This is a genomic window from Agromyces rhizosphaerae, from assembly GCF_027925245.1.
GTDB classification, from domain to species: domain Bacteria; phylum Actinomycetota; class Actinomycetes; order Actinomycetales; family Microbacteriaceae; genus Agromyces; species Agromyces rhizosphaerae.
This window is the reverse complement of the sequence record NZ_BSDP01000001.1, coordinates 2,482,384-2,498,575: the sequence shown is the minus strand read 5'-3', so window position 1 is coordinate 2,498,575 and position 16,192 is coordinate 2,482,384. Positions and strand designations below refer to the sequence as shown.

At 73.2% G+C, this 16,192-nt stretch carries 15 protein-coding genes and 1 tRNA gene; 8 read left to right on the top strand and 8 right to left on the bottom strand.

The annotated features are described in order from the left end of the window. Positions 1-10 precede the first annotated feature (10 nt). Both pstB and QMG39_RS11740 read left to right on the top strand, forming a co-directional pair. Positions 11-790 (top strand): phosphate ABC transporter ATP-binding protein PstB, encoded by a 780-nt coding sequence (gene pstB / locus QMG39_RS11745; RefSeq protein WP_281885184.1) that lies wholly within the window; start codon positions 11-13, stop codon positions 788-790. Positions 791-1,124: 334 nt separating this feature from the next. Further along, entirely contained in the window at positions 1,125-2,339 is a 1,215-nt protein-coding gene (locus tag QMG39_RS11740) for an NAD(P)-dependent malic enzyme (RefSeq protein ID WP_281885182.1), read from the top strand. On the opposite strand, the gene QMG39_RS11735 is transcribed toward QMG39_RS11740, so the two are convergent. Both QMG39_RS11735 and QMG39_RS11730 read right to left on the bottom strand, forming a co-directional pair. Continuing rightward, positions 2,323-3,213, bottom strand: coding sequence for an aminodeoxychorismate lyase (locus QMG39_RS11735; protein ID WP_281885179.1), 891 nt, complete (start codon positions 3,211-3,213; stop codon positions 2,323-2,325). The two genes, QMG39_RS11740 and QMG39_RS11735, sit on opposite strands and share 17 nt — an antisense overlap. Positions 3,214-3,469: 256 nt before the next feature. Then, positions 3,470-4,102, bottom strand: coding sequence for a DNA-directed RNA polymerase subunit beta (locus QMG39_RS11730; protein ID WP_281885178.1), 633 nt, complete (start codon positions 4,100-4,102; stop codon positions 3,470-3,472). A gap of 80 nt (positions 4,103-4,182) precedes the next feature. On the opposite strand from QMG39_RS11730, the gene QMG39_RS11725 reads away from it, so the two are divergent. After that, positions 4,183-4,255, top strand: a tRNA-Lys gene (locus QMG39_RS11725). A gap of 14 nt (positions 4,256-4,269) precedes the next feature. Here the strand turns inward: QMG39_RS11725 and QMG39_RS11720 are convergent. After that, complete coding sequence (locus QMG39_RS11720) at positions 4,270-6,591, bottom strand: FdhF/YdeP family oxidoreductase (protein ID WP_281885176.1); 2,322 nt, start codon at positions 6,589-6,591, stop codon at positions 4,270-4,272. 107 nt (positions 6,592-6,698) lie between these two features. Here QMG39_RS11720 and fdhD point away from each other — a divergent pair, with 107 nt between their 5' ends. Continuing rightward, positions 6,699-7,532, top strand: coding sequence for a formate dehydrogenase accessory sulfurtransferase FdhD (gene fdhD / locus QMG39_RS11715; RefSeq protein WP_281885174.1), 834 nt, complete (start codon positions 6,699-6,701; stop codon positions 7,530-7,532). Next, positions 7,529-8,710, top strand: coding sequence for a MarP family serine protease (locus QMG39_RS11710; protein ID WP_281885172.1), 1,182 nt, complete (start codon positions 7,529-7,531; stop codon positions 8,708-8,710). The genes fdhD and QMG39_RS11710 overlap by 4 nt, the downstream gene beginning before the upstream one ends. A 13-nt stretch (positions 8,711-8,723) precedes the next feature. Here QMG39_RS11710 and QMG39_RS11705 read toward each other — a convergent pair whose 3' ends face one another. Genes QMG39_RS11705 through QMG39_RS11695 form a run of 3 tightly spaced genes read right to left on the bottom strand, consistent with a single transcriptional unit; the run spans position 8,724 to position 11,550 of the window. Continuing rightward, positions 8,724-9,764 (bottom strand): LLM class F420-dependent oxidoreductase, encoded by a 1,041-nt coding sequence (locus QMG39_RS11705; RefSeq protein WP_281885170.1) that lies wholly within the window; start codon positions 9,762-9,764, stop codon positions 8,724-8,726. Positions 9,765-9,775: 11 nt separating this feature from the next. Next, positions 9,776-10,708, bottom strand: a complete 933-nt coding sequence (locus QMG39_RS11700) for an aldose 1-epimerase family protein (RefSeq protein WP_281885168.1) — start codon at positions 10,706-10,708, stop codon at positions 9,776-9,778. Between the two features lie 2 nt (positions 10,709-10,710). Then, positions 10,711-11,550 (bottom strand): DeoR/GlpR family DNA-binding transcription regulator, encoded by an 840-nt coding sequence (locus QMG39_RS11695; RefSeq protein WP_281885166.1) that lies wholly within the window; start codon positions 11,548-11,550, stop codon positions 10,711-10,713. A gap of 85 nt (positions 11,551-11,635) precedes the next feature. Between QMG39_RS11695 and galT the strand changes: the two genes are divergently transcribed. Continuing rightward, positions 11,636-12,787 carry a galactose-1-phosphate uridylyltransferase gene (gene galT, locus QMG39_RS11690; RefSeq protein ID WP_281885164.1) on the top strand — a complete coding sequence of 384 codons (1,152 nt, stop codon included), beginning with the start codon at positions 11,636-11,638 and terminating at the stop codon, positions 12,785-12,787. Continuing rightward, entirely contained in the window at positions 12,784-13,950 is a 1,167-nt protein-coding gene (gene galK, locus QMG39_RS11685; protein ID WP_373878327.1) for a galactokinase, read from the top strand. The genes galT and galK overlap by 4 nt, the downstream gene beginning before the upstream one ends. On the opposite strand, the gene QMG39_RS11680 is transcribed toward galK, so the two are convergent. Beyond that, the gene (locus QMG39_RS11680) at positions 13,934-14,428 is read right to left on the bottom strand and encodes a YbaK/EbsC family protein (protein WP_373878326.1); all 495 of its coding nucleotides are present in this window, start codon (positions 14,426-14,428) and stop codon (positions 13,934-13,936) included. The two genes, galK and QMG39_RS11680, sit on opposite strands and share 17 nt — an antisense overlap. A 42-nt stretch (positions 14,429-14,470) precedes the next feature. Between QMG39_RS11680 and QMG39_RS11675 the strand changes: the two genes are divergently transcribed. Beyond that, complete coding sequence (locus QMG39_RS11675) at positions 14,471-15,757, top strand: APC family permease (protein ID WP_281885162.1); 1,287 nt, start codon at positions 14,471-14,473, stop codon at positions 15,755-15,757. Here the strand turns inward: QMG39_RS11675 and QMG39_RS11670 are convergent. Continuing rightward, a complete protein-coding gene (locus tag QMG39_RS11670) occupies positions 15,735-16,151 on the bottom strand; it encodes a hypothetical protein (RefSeq protein ID WP_281885160.1) in 417 nt (138 codons plus the stop codon). The two genes, QMG39_RS11675 and QMG39_RS11670, sit on opposite strands and share 23 nt — an antisense overlap. Positions 16,152-16,192 lie beyond the last annotated feature (41 nt).

Below are 16,192 nucleotides of genomic sequence, written 5' to 3'. Positions count from 1 at the left end.
AAGGAAACCCGTGTCCAAGCGCATCGAAGTCAACGACCTCAACGTCTACTACGGCAAGTTCCGCGCCGTGGAGGGCGTGAGCCTGGAGATCGAGCCCCGTTCCGTCACCGCGTTCATCGGGCCGTCGGGCTGCGGCAAGACCACCTTCCTCCGCACCCTGAACCGCATGCACGAGGTCACCCCCGGCGCATCCGTCGAGGGCGAGGTGCTGATCGACGGCAACAACCTCTACGGCCCGGGCGTCGACCCGGTGCTCGTGCGCCGCCAGGTGGGCATGGTCTTCCAGCGCCCGAACCCGTTCCCGACGATGTCGATCCGCGAGAACGTGCTCGCCGGCGTCAAGCTCAACAACCGCCGCATGTCCAAGGGCGACGCCGACGACCTGGTGGAGCAGTCGCTGCAGGGCGCCAACCTGTGGAACGAGGTCAAGGACCGCCTCGACCGCCCCGGCTCCGGCCTCTCGGGCGGCCAGCAGCAGCGCCTCTGCATCGCCCGCACGATCGCCGTCTCGCCCGAGGTCATCCTGATGGACGAGCCGTGCTCGGCACTCGACCCCATCTCGACGCTCGCGATCGAGGACCTCATCGAGGAGCTGAAGCAGGAGTACACGATCGTCATCGTGACCCACAACATGCAGCAGGCGTCGCGCGTCTCCGACAAGACGGCGTTCTTCAACATCGCCGGCACCGGCAAGCCCGGCAAGCTCATCGAGTACGACGACACCACGACGATCTTCTCCAACCCGTCGCAGAAGTCGACCGAGGACTACGTCTCCGGGCGCTTCGGCTAGGCCGCCGCGACAGAACTTCACGGATGCCTCGGGGATGCGCTCCCCGAGGCATCCGTCGTCTCCCCCGACGGTGCAGAAAAGCGTGCACATTTCTCCTCCTCCGACCCTGTCGTCGCCCGGCGCACGCTGCTAGCGTGGGGGCACCCGGTTCCGGACCACCCCTTCGGTTCCGCCCGCGATCGCACACCAGCGGTGAGCAGATGGACGCGCGGCGCACACGCGCCGCCCCACGACGGCAGACCGCTCGGTGAGACGACTCCTCCCGGCAGGTCGCCGACCCGCACCCCCTGCGGTGGCGCACCCGCGCGCCCGCGACGACCCGGAGGAACTTTCGATGAGCATCGAGCCCATCCCCACCACGACCCACACCCGCACCCCGATCACGCTCACGGACGCGGAGATCTTCTCCGCCCACGACGGCGGCAAGCTCGAGATCTCGCTCTCCTCGCCGCTCGAGACGAAGCGCGACCTGTCGATCGCCTATACGCCGGGCGTCGCGCAGGTGAGCCGCACCATCCGCGACGCCCCCGACGCCGCCCGCGCGTACACCTGGGCGAGCCGGCTGGTCGCGGTCGTGAGCGACGGCACCGCCGTGCTCGGCCTCGGCGACATCGGCGCGTCGGCGTCGCTGCCGGTCATGGAGGGCAAGTCGGCGCTGTTCCGCCGGTTCGGCGGGCTCAACTCCATTCCGCTCGTGCTCGAGACCACCGACGTCGACGAGATCGTCGAGACGCTCGTGCGCCTGCGCTCGAGCTTCGGCGCCGTGAACCTGGAGGACGTCTCGGCCCCGCGCTGCTTCGAGCTCGAGGCGAAGCTGATCGAGGCGCTCGACATGCCCGTGATGCACGACGACCAGCACGGCACGGCGGTCGTGGCGCTCGCCGCGCTGCTGAACGCGGCCCGCATCGTCGAGCGCGACCTGGCGTCGCTGCGCGTGGTCATCTCGGGCGCGGGCGCGGCGGGCATCGCGGTGGCGGAGATCCTGCTGCGCTCGGGCGTCGACGACGTCGTGCTGCTCGACTCGCGCGGCATCCTCCACGCGGACCGGCCGGGCCTGACCGGCGTCAAGGCCGACTACGCGGCCCGCACCAACCCGCGAGGCATCACCGGGGGGATCGACGAGGCGCTCGACGGCGCCGACGTGTTCATCGGCGTCTCGTCGGGCACGGTGCCCGAGGAGACGATCGCGCGGATGTCCGACGACGCGATCGTGTTCGCGCTGTCGAACCCCGACCCCGAGGTGCACCCCGACATCGCCTCGCGTCACGCCCGCGTGGTGGCGACCGGCCGCAGCGACTTCCCGAACCAGATCAACAACGTGCTGGCCTTCCCGGGCATCTTCCGCGGCGCGCTCGACGCGGACGCGCGGCGCATCACGCCGGAGATGAAGATCGCGGCCGCGCGCGCGATCGCCGGGATCGTCGGCGAGGACCTCGCGCCCGACCACATCGTGCCGAGCCCGCTCGACGACCGCGTCGCCCCCGCGGTGGCTGCGGCCGTGATGGCGGCAGTGGAGCGGGCAGGCGACGAGCTCAGTCCCGAGGACTGAGCAGGTACGCGTTGAACGCCGCGGTGCGCGGGTCGACGGGGAGTTCGCGCCCGTCGATCCCGCGCACCGGGGCGGCCATGCGGATGCTGGACACCAGCCACGCGGCATCCGCCGTCTCGAGCTCCGACACCGGGATGTCGCGCACCTCGGTGGTCTCGCCGATCTCCGCGAGGTGCTCGAACAGCGACACCTGGGTGGTGCCGCGCAGGATGGCCCCGCTGGGAGCGGGCGTCGAGAACACGTCGCCGTGGCGGAGGATCACCGACGACGTCGGGCCCTCCATGACGTAGCCGTCGCTCGTGACGAAGAGTGCGTCGTCGGCGCCGCGGCGGTGCGCCTCGCGGATCGCGGCCATGTTCACGGCGTAGGAGAGCGTCTTCGCGCCGAGCAGCAGCCACGGCGCGCGGTCGGGCGTGCCGAGGTCGAAGCCGCGGTCGAGCGTGACCACGCGCAGGCCCTCGGTGCGGGCGCGGGTCTGGTCGGCGGCGGGGAAGGCGTGCAGCCAGGCCGTCGGTGCGGGGCCGTGCTCGACGCCGCGGCTCAGCACGAGCTTCAGCGCCTGCTCCCCCGTGTCCGGCAGCGCGGCCGCCGCGCGGGCAGCGGCGGCCTCCCACTGGCCGAGGTGCGGGGCGGGGAGATCGCAGATGCGCGCCGAGTTCTGCAGCCTGGCGAGGTGCGGGCGCAGCTCCTGCGCGTGCCCGTCGACGACCGCGAGGGTCTCGAAGATGCCGTCGCCGCGCTGCGTGCTGAGCTCACCCACGCGGAGCGCCGGCTCGGCCGCGTCGACTTCGCGGAACGTCGCCTGGAGCGCCTGGTCGTCGACCACGGCGTCGTACGGCAGCGGGTCGATCAGCAGCGTGAACGTGTCGGGCATGGCACGATGCTACGCGCTCGGCGAGTGGCACCGGATGCCCCGTGAGGACGTTGGCGGCCGGCCGCAGAACGCCTCTCGGCGCGAGGCCGCTCGTAGCGGCGAAAATTGGAGCCCGGGGTTACTGCGACCGGCCACGACCAGTGTAAACAGTCTCCGCCGGTGGATTCATTCCCGTTCGCCGGGCGCGATATCGGTCGCGCCCGGGCGCGTCCACGAGCGTCGCTCAGCTCGGCCGGAGCGTGCGGTTCCGCCCCGGTCAGTCCAGGCGCTCCCGGCGCCACAGCCTGGCGCAGGCCGAGAGCTCGACCGCGAGCTGGCTGAGCCGGAGCGCACGGGTCGTGAGCGAGGCGCCGCGGTCGGAGTCGGCCAGGTCGGCCGCGTCGGCGAGGCTCGCGGAGCCGAGCGCGGTGATGCGGCAGAACGACGCGGCGCGCTCGAGGGCGATGGCGAAGTCGCCGGCGAAGGCCCCGCGCAGGATCTGGTCGGCGAGCGCGAGCACCTCGTCGGGGCCGGTCGGCGAGGCGGCTCCCGCGACGACGCGGTCGCCGGTCGTCGCACGCTCGGCGCCGCGCTCGTAGACGTAGCCCATGCCGGTCGGGTCCTGGCGGATGAGCGCGCGCAGCAGGTAGATGCGCCAGAGCGCGCCGGGCAGGCTGCGTGCGCCGGCGCGCGACCAGAGCTCGGCGACCGTGTCGATGCCGTGCTCGTCGGTGAACGCCACGAGCCGCTCGACCACCTCGGGGTCGGGATCCTCGCGAACGCGAGCGAGCAGCGCTGTCGCGCTGTCGTGCGCGGCGCGGTTCAACTGCGCCGGGTCCTCGGCGCCCTCGTACCCCTCGAACGCCCCGGAGGGCATCCGCATCGGTCGGTGGTGGTCTGCGCGGCTCATACCCCGGCCACGATACCCCGCGCGGATCGGAGCACGGCCGGGCCTGTGGCATCCGCCCGACCCCGGTAGATTGGGTGCCCGGGCCTGTAGCTCAGTTGGCAGAGCAGTGGACTTTTAATCCATGGGTCGTGGGTTCGAGCCCCACCGGGCCCACCGCACGCACCGTCTCACTCCGCCGACGCGGCCTCCAGGCGCACCAGCACCGACTTCGACGCGGGCGTGTTGCTCACGTCGGCGACCGAGTCGAGCGGCACGAGCACGTTCGTCTCCGGGTAGTAGGCGGCGGCGTTGCCGCGCGGGGTCGAGTACGAGACGATCCGGAACCGGGGCGCGCGGCGCTCGACGCGGTCGGGCGCGACCGCGACGAGGTCGACCAGGTCGCCGTCGGCGAAGCCGGCCGCCGCGATGTCGTCCGGGTGCAGCATGACGACGCGCCTGCCGCCGGCGATGCCGCGGTAGCGGTCGTCCTTGCCGTAGATCGTGGTGTTGTACTGGTCGTGCGACCGGAGCGTCTGGAGCAGGAGGCATCCGCTCGGGATCTCGGGGTAGGTGAGCGCGTTCGCGGTGAACCGCGCGCGCCCGGTGGCCGTCGCGAAGCGCCGGTCGTCCCGCGGGGCGTTCGGCAGGCGCAGGCTCTCCCCGTCGGCGATCGCCTCCTCCAGGCCCTCGAAGCCCGGGACGACGGCCGAGATGCTGCGCCGGATCTGCGCGTAGTCGCCGCGCCACGCGGCCCAGTCGACGGCCGGTGCGCCGCCGGGGGCGAGGGGCGGATGCCCCGAGGCGAACACCTCCTCGGCGATGCGCGTCACGATGGCGACCTCCGACAGCAGGTCGTCGCTCGCGGGCCGCAGCCGGCCGCGGGAGGCGTGCACCATGCCCATCGAGTCCTCGACGGTCACGCGCTGGTCGCCGGTCGCCTGCGCGTCGCGCTCGGTACGGCCGAGCGTCGGCAGGATGAGGGCGCGGCGGCCGGTGACGAGGTGCGAGCGGTTGAGCTTGGTCGAGACCTGCACCGTCAGGTCGAGGTTCGCGAGGGCCCGCTCGGTCACCGCGGTGTCGGGCGTGGCGCGCACGAAGTTGCCGCCCATGCCGAGGAAGACACGGGCGCGCCCGTCGCGCATCGCGCGGATCGCCTCGACGGTGTCGTACCCGTGCGCGCGCGGCGACGCGAACGCGAACTCGCGATCGATGGCGTCGTGGAACCACTCGGGCATCCGCTCGAAGATGCCCATCGTGCGGTCGCCCTGCACGTTCGAGTGCCCGCGCACGGGGCAGACGCCCGCGCCGGGGCGGCCCACGTTGCCCTGCAGCAGCAGCAGGTTCACGACGTCGCGCAGCGTGGCCACCGCGTACGGGTGCTGGGTGAGGCCCATGGCCCAGCAGACGATGGCGGAGGGGGCATCCGCCACCATCGCCCCGACCTCGCGGATCTCGGCCTCGGCGAGCCCGGTGGCGGTCTCGACCTCGGCCCAGTCGAGTGCGCGGACGTCCGCCGCGTAGTCGTCGAATCCGCTGGTGTGCGCGGCGATGAACGCCTCGTCGAGCACGCCGCCGCGCTCGTCGTGCAGCTCGAGCAGCAGGGCACCGAGCGCCTGGAAGAGCGCCTGGTCGCCGCCCAGCCGGATCTGCAGGAACCGGTCGGCGAGCTTCGTGCCGCCCGCCGCGAGGTCACGGGGCGACTGCGGGTCGACGAACCGGATGAGCCCCGCCTCGGGCAGCGGGTTCACGGCGACGATCGTCGCGCCGCGGCGCTTGGCCTTCTCGAGCGCGCTCAGCATGCGCGGGTGGTTGGTGCCGGGATTCTGGCCGGCGACGATGATGAGGGACGCCTCGTGGAGGTCCTCGAGGCTCACCGTGCCCTTGCCGATGCCGAGCGTCTCGGTGAGCGCCGACCCGCTCGACTCGTGGCACATGTTCGAGCAGTCGGGCAGGTTGTTCGTGCCGAGGCCGCGCACGAGCAGCTGGTAGGCGAACGCCGCCTCGTTCGACGTGCGACCCGAGGTGTAGAAGATCGCCTGACCGGGGTCGTCCATGGCGCGCAGCTCGTCGCCGATGAGGCGGAACGCGTCGTCCCACGAGATGGGCGCGTAGTGGGTCGCGCCCTCCTCCAGCAGCATGGGCTCGGTGAGGCGCCCCTGCTGGCCGAGCCAGTAGTCGTCGTGGCCGCGCAGGTCGTCGATCGAGTGCTCCGCGAAGAACGCCCGCCCGACGCGACGCCGGGTCGCCTCCTCGGCGACGGCCTTCGCGCCGTTCTCGCAGAACTCGGCCGTATGGCGGTGGTCGCCCTCGGGCCAGGCGCAGCCCATGCAGTCGAAGCCGTCCTTCTGGTTCACCCGCAGCAGCGTCTGCGCGCTGCGCACGACGCCCATCTGGTCAATCGATGCCTGCAGGGCGTGCACGACCCCGGGGACGCCGGCGGCGCGGGCCTTCGGCTCCGAGACCCGCAGTTCCGCCTCGTCGATGTCGGTATCCGGTGCCTTCCGCGCCATGCACATGCTCCTTCGCCGGGTCGTGACGCGGTCACTCTACGCCAGCACGCGCCGGCCGAGCCCGCACAGGATTTCCGCAACGGATGCAGACGGGGGAAGCTTGACTCATGTCACGGATGACCATGCGCCGCCGCATCGAGCGGGTGCGGGTCGGCGCTGGCGACGAGGTCGCCACGAGCCGCCGCGAGGACCGCCTCGCGGTCGAGGAGCCGCTCGAGATCCGCGTGGGCGGGGAGCAGTTCGCCGTGACGATGCGCACGCCCGGCGACGACTTCGACCTGGTCGCCGGGTTCCTCCTCTCGGAGGGCGTGCTCGGCATCGGCGCACCCGCCGCGATGCGGTTCTGCGCGGGCGAGCCGGGCGAGGAGAACACCTACAACGTGATCGACGCGACGCTGGGGCCGGATGCCGCGGCCGACGCGCTCCCCGACACCCGGCGCGTGCTCGCGACGAGCGCGTGCGGTCTCTGCGGCATCCCGTCGCTCGATGCCGTGACGAAGTCGTCGCGCTTCGACGTGGCCGACGACCCCCTGCGCATCGAACTCGGCGTGCTGCTGTCGCTGCCCGACCGGTTGCGCGCCGAGCAGCGGCTGTTCGACGACACGGGCGGCGTGCACGCCGCGGGCCTCTTCACCGCCGACGGCGAGCTGCTGTGCCTGCGCGAGGACGTCGGGCGCCACAACGCGGTCGACAAGGTCGTCGGCTGGGCCGTTCGCGAGGGACGGCTGCCCCTGTCGGGCACGGTGCTGCAGGTCTCGGGGCGGGCGTCGTTCGAGCTGGTGCAGAAGGCGCGGCTCGCGGGCATCCCGATGCTGTCGGCGGTGAGCGCGCCGTCGACGGCCGCGGTCGAGCAGGCGGATGCCGCGGGGCTGACGCTCGCGGGCTTCAGCCGCGGCACGGGCATCAACCTGTACACCCGTGCGGATCGGGTGCGGCGATGAACTGGACCCTCGTGCTCGACCTGCTGCTGATCGCGGCGCTCGCGGGCGCGTTCGTGCGCGGCTGGCAGAGCGGGCTGCTGCACACCGCGGGCGGGCTCGCGGGCCTCGTCGCGGGCGGCGTGGCCGCCTACGTGCTGCTGCCGACGATCGTGGCGTGGATCCCGTGGCCGCAGTGGCGCGTGGTCGGCGCGTTCGGCGCCGCGCTGCTCCTGCTCATCGTCGGCGCGTCGCTCGGCAGCGCGCTCGGGCAGCTGCTGCGACGGGGCGCCGAGACCGTGAAGCTCGCGCCGGTCGACCGGCTGCTGGGCGGCGCGGCCACGACCGTGGTGGCCGCGCTCGTGATCGCGCTGCTCGGCGGCGGCATCGCGGCGATGGGCGTGCCCTGGCTCTCCCCCGTCGTCGCGGGCTCGGCGATCGTGCGCGGCATCGACGCGATCACCCCCGCGCCGGCGCGCGCGGCGATCGCGCAGGTGCGCGAGGCCGCGTTCGACGACGCCATCCCGTGGCTCTTCGACGCACTCGGCCAGCCGACCGAGGCGCCCGACATCCCCGAGGTCGACACGGCCGGGCCGGAGCTGGCCGAGGCGACGCAGTCGGTCGTGCGCATCACGGGCGCGGCCTTCCAGTGCGGCATCTCGGTCACGGGCAGCGGCTTCGTCGTGGCATCCGACCGGGTCGTGACCAACGCGCACGTGGTCGCGGGCGTCGACCAGCCGGTCGTCGAGGCACCCGGGCGCACGCCCGTGCCGGGCCGGGTCGTGTACTACGACGAGGCCGCCGACCTCGCGGTCATCGCGACCGACGGGCTCCAGGCGGCGCCGCTCGAACTGGGCGACACCCTGCCGCCCGGCGCCGAGGCGGTGGTCGCGGGCTACCCGTACGGCGGGCCGCTCGAGCTGGCGCCCGCAGAGGTGCTGTCGGCCGGGCCGCTGATCTTCAACGGCACGCTCGCCGACCGCGCGCGCGACGTGTACACACTCGCGGCGGCGGTCTACCAGGGCGACTCGGGCGGGCCCGTGCTCACGACCGAAGGGGTCGTCGCGGGCGTCGTGTTCGGCAAGGCCGAGTCGGTCGCCGACGTCGGCTACGCCGTCACGATGGTCGAACTCGACCCCGTCGCGGACCTCGCCGCGGGGCTGACGCAACCCGTGGGCACGGGCGCCTGCCACGTCGGCTGACTCCGTCGGCGGCTCAGCCCACGATCGCGCGCAGCCCGCGCATGAGCGCCAGCCGCTCGTCGGCGTTGCGCCCGAGCGGTGCCGCCGCGAGCACGCCGACCCCGGCGGCGCCGAAGGCCGCGACGCGCTCGGCCACCTGGGCGGGCGTGCCGACCAGGTTCATCGCGAGCGCGAGCTCGTCGGGCACCGCCGCGACGGCCTCCTCCTTGCGGCCGGCGAGGAACAGCTCCTGGATCGTCGCGGCCACGTCGCCGTACCCGTAGCCGGTCACGAGCGTGTTGTAGAAGTTCTTGCCGCGCGCGCCCATGCCGCCGACGTAGAGCGCGATCTGCTGCTTGACCGTCGGCAGCACGGCGGCGACGTCATCGCCGATGTAGAGCGCGGTGGTCGCGAAGATCTCGAGCGGTGCCAGCGACGGGTCGCGCCGCGCGGTGCCCGCGTCGAGCGCGTCGCCCCACACGTCGCGCGCCCGCTCGGGGTGGAACAGCGTCGGCAGCCAGGCGTCCGCGATCTCGGCGGTCTGCTCGACCGACTTCGGGCCGAGCGACGCGATGAGGATCGGGATGTCGGGTCGCACGGGCTCGTTGATCAGCTTCAGCGGCTTGCCCAGCCCGGTGCCCTGGTCGGCCGGCAGCGGGATCGTGTAGTACTTGCCCGCGTGCTCCAGGCGCTCGCGCCGCCAGACCGACCGGCAGATCTCGACGACCTCGCGCGTGCGGCCGAGCGGTGCGTCGTACGGCACGCCGTGGAAGCCCTCGATCGCCTGCGGGCCGGACGCGCCGATGCCGAGCGTGAACCGCCCGTCGGAGACGAAGTCGAGTCCCGCAGCGGTCATCGCCGTGAGCGTGGGCGTGCGCGTGTAGAGCTGCAGGATGCCGCTGACCAGCCGCATCCGCTCGGTGCGCGCCGCGAGGAACCCGAGCTGGCTGACCGCGTCGAACGAGTACGCCTCGGGCACGACGACGAGGTCGACCCCGGCCTGCTCGAGCGCCTCGACCTCGGCCGCCGCCTCGCGGAAGCCGCCGGCATAGCTCAGCATCATGCCGATCTGCATGGTGGGCGCCCCTACTCGGCCGAGAATCCGGCGAAGCGGATGCCCCAGCGGACTTCCCACTGCTCACCGGGGTGCAGCCAGCGCACTCCCTTGCCCGAGTTGAAGGCCTCGGCGGGCGCCGTCATCGGCTCGATCGCGATCGCCTGGTCGCCGTCCTCACCGGGGTAGGTGCGGGTCGTGTAGACCTGCACGTAGCCGAACGCGTCGTCGGCCCACATCGCGACGCTGCGGCCGTCGGGGGCCGTGAGCGTGTGCTCCGACTCGCCGTCGACGAGCTCGACCTCGCCGAACGCGTCGTCGAGCGAGAGGTCGCCCACCAGCTCACCGCCGCGCAGGTCGAACGGCGTGCCCTCGACCGGCACCTCGCCGGTGGGCAGCAGCCGCTCGTCGACCTCGATGTGGCTGGCCGCGGCCAGCCGGAGCGTGAGCGTCTCGGTGCGCACGTCGCCGATCTTCAGGAACGGGTGCGTGCCGACCGCCACCGGGGCGGGCTCCGAGCCGAGGTTCTCGATGAAGTGCGTCACGTCGAGCCCGTCGGAGACCAGCTCGTAGCGCACGGCGGTGCGCAGCAGGAACGGGTAGCCGAGCTGCGGGTAGATGTCGGCGCCGAGCGTGACCGAGTCGCGGTCGCGATCGAGCTCGTGGTACGCCGTGTAGCGCAGCAGGCCGTGGATCGCGTTGTTGCGGGCCGGCTCGGTGATCGCGAGCTGGTGGACCTGCTCGTCGTGGGTCCAACGGCCGTCGCGGATGCGGTTCGGCCAGGGCACGAGCACGATGCCCGACCCGCTCGGCGGGCTCGAGTCCTCGGGGAAGCTCGGCACGAGGTCGATGCCGTCGATGCTGAGCGCGCGGATGCCGGCGGCGAGCGACGTGATGGTGGCGCGGAGTTCGCCGCTCGAGGTGGTGGTGCTGAGCTCGAACTGCTCGCCCGTGGGAAGCGTCATCCCTACAGCCTATGGTCTGCCACCGTGACCGCCAGACCCGCATCCTGCAATTCGTCGATGAGCGCCGCGGGCGCGGCGGCGTCGGTCACGAGCCGGTCGAACGCGTCGACCGGGGCGATGCGCCCGAGGTGCACTTCGCCGAGCTTCGCGGCGTCGGCGACGACGATGGCGCGCGACGCGGCGTGCAGCATCTGCCGCTTGACGGCGGCCTCGGGCAGGTTGGCGTTGGTGACGCCGCGAGCGGCGTCGACCCCGTTGCATCCGATCACGGCGAGGTCCGCGTGCACCTCGTCGAGCACGACGCCGGCCAGCGGATGCACGAGCGAGTGCTGGCGCGGGCGCAGCGTGCCGCCCGTGACGACGACCGTGAACCGCGGGATCTCGGGCTCGAGCTCGAGCGCGATGCTGAGGCCGTTGGTCAGCACGGTGACGTCGGCCAGGTCCTCCCGCGCGCGCAGCGCACGGGCGACCGCGAGCGTGGTCGTGCCGACGTCGAGGATCACGCTCTGCCCGCTCTGCACCTCCGCGGCGACGGCCAGTCCGATCTGCTCCTTGGGCACGACCGACGACGCCAACGCCTCCTCGAAGCTCGGTTCGCGCTCGGGCCGCGCCGAGACGGCACCCGCGTCGGCCGGCACCGCGCCGCCGTGCACCCGGCGGATGCCTCCCGACCGCTCGAGCGCGTCGAGGTCGGCGCGCGCGGTGACGTCGGTCACGCCGAAGGCCCGGCCCAGTTCGCTCACGCGGACGAAGCCCCGTTCGGTCACGAGCGCGAGCGCGCGCTCGCGCCGCACGGAGGCGGGCAGCACCACGCGTGCGTCGTCGGAGCGGTCGGCGTCCATGCGCAGCATCCTGCCGTGCTTCGGAATTCTTTGCAAGACAAAGCCACTTGTTTGTGAAAGCAAAGCGGCGTAGTCTGACGTCGCCATGAGCCACACCGACATCCCCGCCCCGATCACCGACGACCGCATCGCGGTGCGGCGCACCTCGCTCGCCGACGGGCGCGACCTGATCTACTTCGACGACGCGGACTCGACGCTGCCGCCCGAGCGCGCGGTCGACGAGCGCGAGCTCGCCCCGAGGCCGCCCACCGCGGTGATGCGCCAGGACGCGCTCACCGGCGAGTGGATCTCGTTCGCTGCGGCCCGCCAGAACCGCGCGTTCCTGCCGCCCGCCCACCTCGATCCCCTGGCGCCGCAGGCGCCGGGCAATCCCTCGGAGATCCCGAGCACGTACGACGTGGCCGTGTTCGAGAACAAGTCGCCCTCGTTCGGGCCCGAGCTGGGCCTGCCCGACGGCGAGGACGACACGGCCGCCCTCGCGGCGTACCGGTCGGTCGGCATCGAGCGCACCCGCACGTCGGTCGGCCGCTGCGAGGTCGTGTGCTTCAGCCCCGACCACGAGGGCTCGTTCGGCACCCAGACGCCGTCGCGCGCACGCACCGTGATCGAGGCCTGGGCGCAGCGTACGGCCGCGCTCTCGTCGCTGCCGGGGGTGCAGCAGGTGTTCCCGTTCGAGAACCGCGGCGAGGCGATCGGCGTCACCCTGCAGCATCCGCACGGCCAGATCTACTCCTACCCGTACGTGACGCCTCGTACGCAGCGACTGCTCGACTCGCTCGACGCGTACGGCCCCACGCTGTTCGCCGACATCCTCGAGCGCGAACGCACCGGCGAGCGCCTGCTCATCGCGGGCGAGCACTGGACGGCGTTCGTGCCGTTCGCCGCACGCTGGCCGATCGAGGCGCACATCCTGCCGAACCGGCACGTGCCCGACCTCGCCGCCACGACGCTCGAGGAGCGCGAGGAGCTCTCGACGCTGTACCTGCGGCTGCTGCGCGGCGTCGACGCGCTCTACGACACCCCGACGCCGTACATCGCGGCCTGGCACCAGGCCCCGGTGCACGAGCGCCGCGACGAGGTGCGGCTCATGCTGCAGCTCACGAGCCCGCGGCGTGCGGCCGACAAGCTGAAGTTCCTCGCCGGCTCCGAGGCGGCGATGGGCGCGTGGATCGGCGACGTGCCGCCGGAGACGCAGGCCACGGCGCTGCGCGAGGCGATCGAGGGGGTCACGCTGTGAGCGGGCAGGACGTCGTGTCCGAGGCATCCGACGGGTTCGCGGCGAGGTACGGTCACCCGGCCGACGGCGTGTGGTCGGCCCCCGGACGTGTGAACCTCATCGGCGAGCACACCGACTACAACGACGGGTTCGTGTTCCCGTTCGCGATCGACCGGCGCACGGCGGTCGCGCTGGGTGCGAGGGGCGATTCTGTGCTGCGCGTCGCGAGCACGTTCAGCGATGAGTCGATCGAGATCGCGATCGACGCGCTCGCGCCCGACGCGGTGTCGGGCTGGTCGGCGTACCCGCTCGGCGTCGCCTGGGCGCTCGGCGAGTTCGGCGCCGACCTCTCGGGCGTGACGGGCGTCGACCTCTTCGTGGCATCCGACGTGCCGATCGGCGCCGGGCTGTCGTCGTCGGCCGCGATCGAGAGCGCCGTCGCGCTCGCCCTCGACGAGCACTGGGGGCTCGGCCTCGACCGCCCGACGCTCGCGAAGGTCGGCCAGCTCGCGGAGAACCGCGCCGTCGGCGCCCCGACCGGGATCATGGACCAGTCGGCCTCGCTGCTGGGCCGGCAGGACGCGGGCGTGTTCCTCGACTGCCGGAGCCTCGACGCCGAGGTGATCCCGCTCGGGTTCGACGCGGACGGGCTCGCGCTCATGGTGATCGACACGAAGGTCGAGCACTCGCACGCGACCGGCGGCTACGCGGCCCGGCGCGCGTCGTGCGAGGCGGGCGCTGCGGCTATGGGCGTCGGGTCGCTGCGCGACCTCGGCGTGGACGACCTCGAGCGCGCGGCATCCGTGCTCGACGACGAGACCTTCCGGCGGGTGCGGCACGTCGTGACCGAGAACGCGCGTGTGCTCGACACCGTGCGCACGCTGCGCGAGGTCGGACCGACCGGCATCGGGCCGCTGCTCGACGCCTCGCACGTGTCGATGCGCGACGACTTCGAGATCTCGGTGCCCGAGCTCGACCTCGCCGTGGAGACCGCGCAGGCGCACGGCGCGATCGGCGCGCGCATGACCGGCGGCGGCTTCGGCGGCGCGGCGATCGCACTCGTCACCGACGCGCTCGTGCCCGTGATCGAGCGGGTCGTGCGCACGGCGTTCGACGAGCGCGGCTACGGCGAGCCGGTGATCTTCACGGTGCGGGCGTCGCAGGGCGCTACTCGGGAGCGCTGACGGCACTGGGCGTGCCGCCGGTGACCCGAACGAGCTCGTCGAAGCTCGTCGGGAACACCGTGCGCGCGTGCCCGGCGGCCGCCCACACCACGTCGTAGCGCGCGAGGTGCGTGTCGACCACGGTGCGCACGGGCGACGGATGCCCCACCGGGGCGACCCCGCCGATCACCTGCCCCGTGGCATCCTTCACCCGCTCCTTCGAGGCGCGGCCGATCGTGCCGCCGAGCTCGGCGCCGAGCCACTCGGTGTCGACGCGGTGCGCGCCCGACGTGAGCACGAGCAGCGGCTCGTCGTCGAGCAGGAAGACGAGCGAGTTCGCGATCTGGCCGACCTCGATGCCGAGCGCATCGGCGGCGAGCTGGGCGGTCGTGACCGCGCCGTCGAACCAGCGGATCTCGGGGGTGAGGCCCTGCTCGGCGAGCGCCGCCTGCACGCGATCGACGGCGGGGTGGGCGGGCGTGGGCTGCGGCGTGGTCACGCGGCGATCCTAGGCGACACCCGCGAGCGATAGGGTGCGGCCGTGACCGCAGGCGCCGCCGGGACCCCCGGCTCCCCCGAACTCTCCCGCGCGCTCGGGCTGCGCGACGCGACGGTGATCGGGGTGGCGTCGATGGTGGGCGCCGGAGTGTTCGCCGCCTTCGCGCCGGCCGCGCGGGCCGCGGGCGACGGGCTGCTGATCGGCCTGGCGATCGCCGCCGTGATCGCGTTCGCCAATGCGACCTCGTCGGCGCAGCTCGCTGCGCAGTACCCGCGGTCGGGCGGCACGTACGTGTACGGGCGCGAGCAACTGGGACCGTGGTGGGGGTTCCTCGCCGGGTGGGGCTTCGTGATCGGCAAGACCGCGAGCTGCGCGGCGATGGCGCTGACGTTCGCCGCGTACGTTGCGCCCGAGGGCTGGGAACGGCTCGTCGCGGCGCTCGCGGTCGCTGCGCTCGCCGGCGTGAACCTGTTCGGCGTGACCCGCACGGCGGGGCTCGCGGCGATCATCGTGACGGTCGTGCTGCTGGTGCTCGCCGTCGTCGTGGCGTCCGGCGTCGCGGGAGCGCTGCCGGGCGGCGGCCTGCTCGACCCGTCGGGGCTCGTCGCCGAGGGCTGGTACGGCATCATGCAGTCGGGCGGCCTGCTGTTCTTCGCGTTCGCGGGCTACGCGCGCATGGCGACCATGGGCGAGGAGGTGCGCGAGCCGTCGCGCACCATCCCGCGCGCGATCGTGCTCGCGCTTGGCGTCGCGGTCGTCGTCTACGCGGCGGTGGGCGTGGTCGCGCTCGCCGCGCTCGGCGCGGAGGCGCTCGGGGCGTCGGCCGCGCCGCTCGTCGACGTGGTGCGGGCGAACGACTGGGCCTGGGCGGCACCGCTCGTGCGCATCGGCGGGGCGGCCGCGTCGCTCGGCGCGCTGCTCGCGCTCATCGCGGGCGTCGGGCGCACGAGCCTTGCGATGGCGCGCGAGCGCGACCTGCCGGCGCCGCTGGCGCGCGTGGGCGCCAGGTTCCGGGTGCCGTGGGTCTCAGAGGCATCCGTCGCCCTGGTGGTGATCGTGCTGGTGCTGACCGTCGACCTGCGCGGGGCGATCGGGTTCTCGTCGTTCGGCGTGCTGCTGTACTACCTCGTGGCGAACGTCGCCGCGTACACGCAGGGCCGCGACGATCGGCGGTACCCGCGCTGGCTGCAGGTGCTCGGGGCGATCGGATGCCTCGTGCTGGTCGCCACGCTGCCCTGGACGTCGGTCGTGGCCGGCGTCGCGGTGTTCGCGGTGGGGGTCGTGGGGCGGCTCGTCGTGCTCGCGCTCAGAAGACGCAGTCGGGGTTGATCACTGCCGAGAGGTCGACCCAGATGGCCTGCTGGTCACCGCCGGACTGAGGTCGCCACAGCACCCATCCGGTCGGGGCGTCGCAGTCCGATGCGCCCGGGAAGGACACGCTCGCACGCGTGTTCGGTTCCAGCAACCGCGGGCTGCTCGGCGCCCAGACCGCCCCGGACGCGTCGCGCCAGCCCTCGACGACGATCGCTCCCGCCGCGCTCGGGGGGTTCGTCACCGACACCTCCAGGTAGCCGGGATCGCAGCACAGCAGGAGCGGCGCCGCCTGCGGAGCGGTCGGGTCGGGCACCGAGGCGGCCGCCTGCGGCACGGTGACCGCGAGGGCGATGGCGGGCGCCGACCATGCGATGGCCCTGGCGGCGGTGCGTCTCGAGATCTCGTCCATGTCTCCCGGTTCCGTACTTGTGCGTCCGTATACGCACGAGC

Excerpts from the sequence above, each read along its gene's own strand:
- QMG39_RS11740 (WP_281885182.1), top strand. The coding sequence starts at position 1,125 with ATGAGCATCGAGCCCATCCCCACCACGACCCACACCCGCACCCCGATC.
- QMG39_RS11735 (WP_281885179.1), bottom strand. The coding sequence starts at position 3,213 with ATGCCCGACACGTTCACGCTGCTGATCGACCCGCTGCCGTACGACGCC.
- QMG39_RS11730 (WP_281885178.1), bottom strand. The coding sequence starts at position 4,102 with ATGAGCCGCGCAGACCACCACCGACCGATGCGGATGCCCTCCGGGGCG.
- QMG39_RS11720 (WP_281885176.1), bottom strand. The coding sequence starts at position 6,591 with ATGGCGCGGAAGGCACCGGATACCGACATCGACGAGGCGGAACTGCGG.
- fdhD (WP_281885174.1), top strand. The coding sequence starts at position 6,699 with ATGTCACGGATGACCATGCGCCGCCGCATCGAGCGGGTGCGGGTCGGC.
- QMG39_RS11710 (WP_281885172.1), top strand. The coding sequence starts at position 7,529 with ATGAACTGGACCCTCGTGCTCGACCTGCTGCTGATCGCGGCGCTCGCG.
- QMG39_RS11705 (WP_281885170.1), bottom strand. The coding sequence starts at position 9,764 with ATGCAGATCGGCATGATGCTGAGCTATGCCGGCGGCTTCCGCGAGGCG.
- QMG39_RS11700 (WP_281885168.1), bottom strand. The coding sequence starts at position 10,708 with ATGACGCTTCCCACGGGCGAGCAGTTCGAGCTCAGCACCACCACCTCG.
- QMG39_RS11695 (WP_281885166.1), bottom strand. The coding sequence starts at position 11,550 with ATGGACGCCGACCGCTCCGACGACGCACGCGTGGTGCTGCCCGCCTCC.
- galT (WP_281885164.1), top strand. The coding sequence starts at position 11,636 with ATGAGCCACACCGACATCCCCGCCCCGATCACCGACGACCGCATCGCG.
- QMG39_RS11670 (WP_281885160.1), bottom strand. The coding sequence starts at position 16,151 with ATGGACGAGATCTCGAGACGCACCGCCGCCAGGGCCATCGCATGGTCG.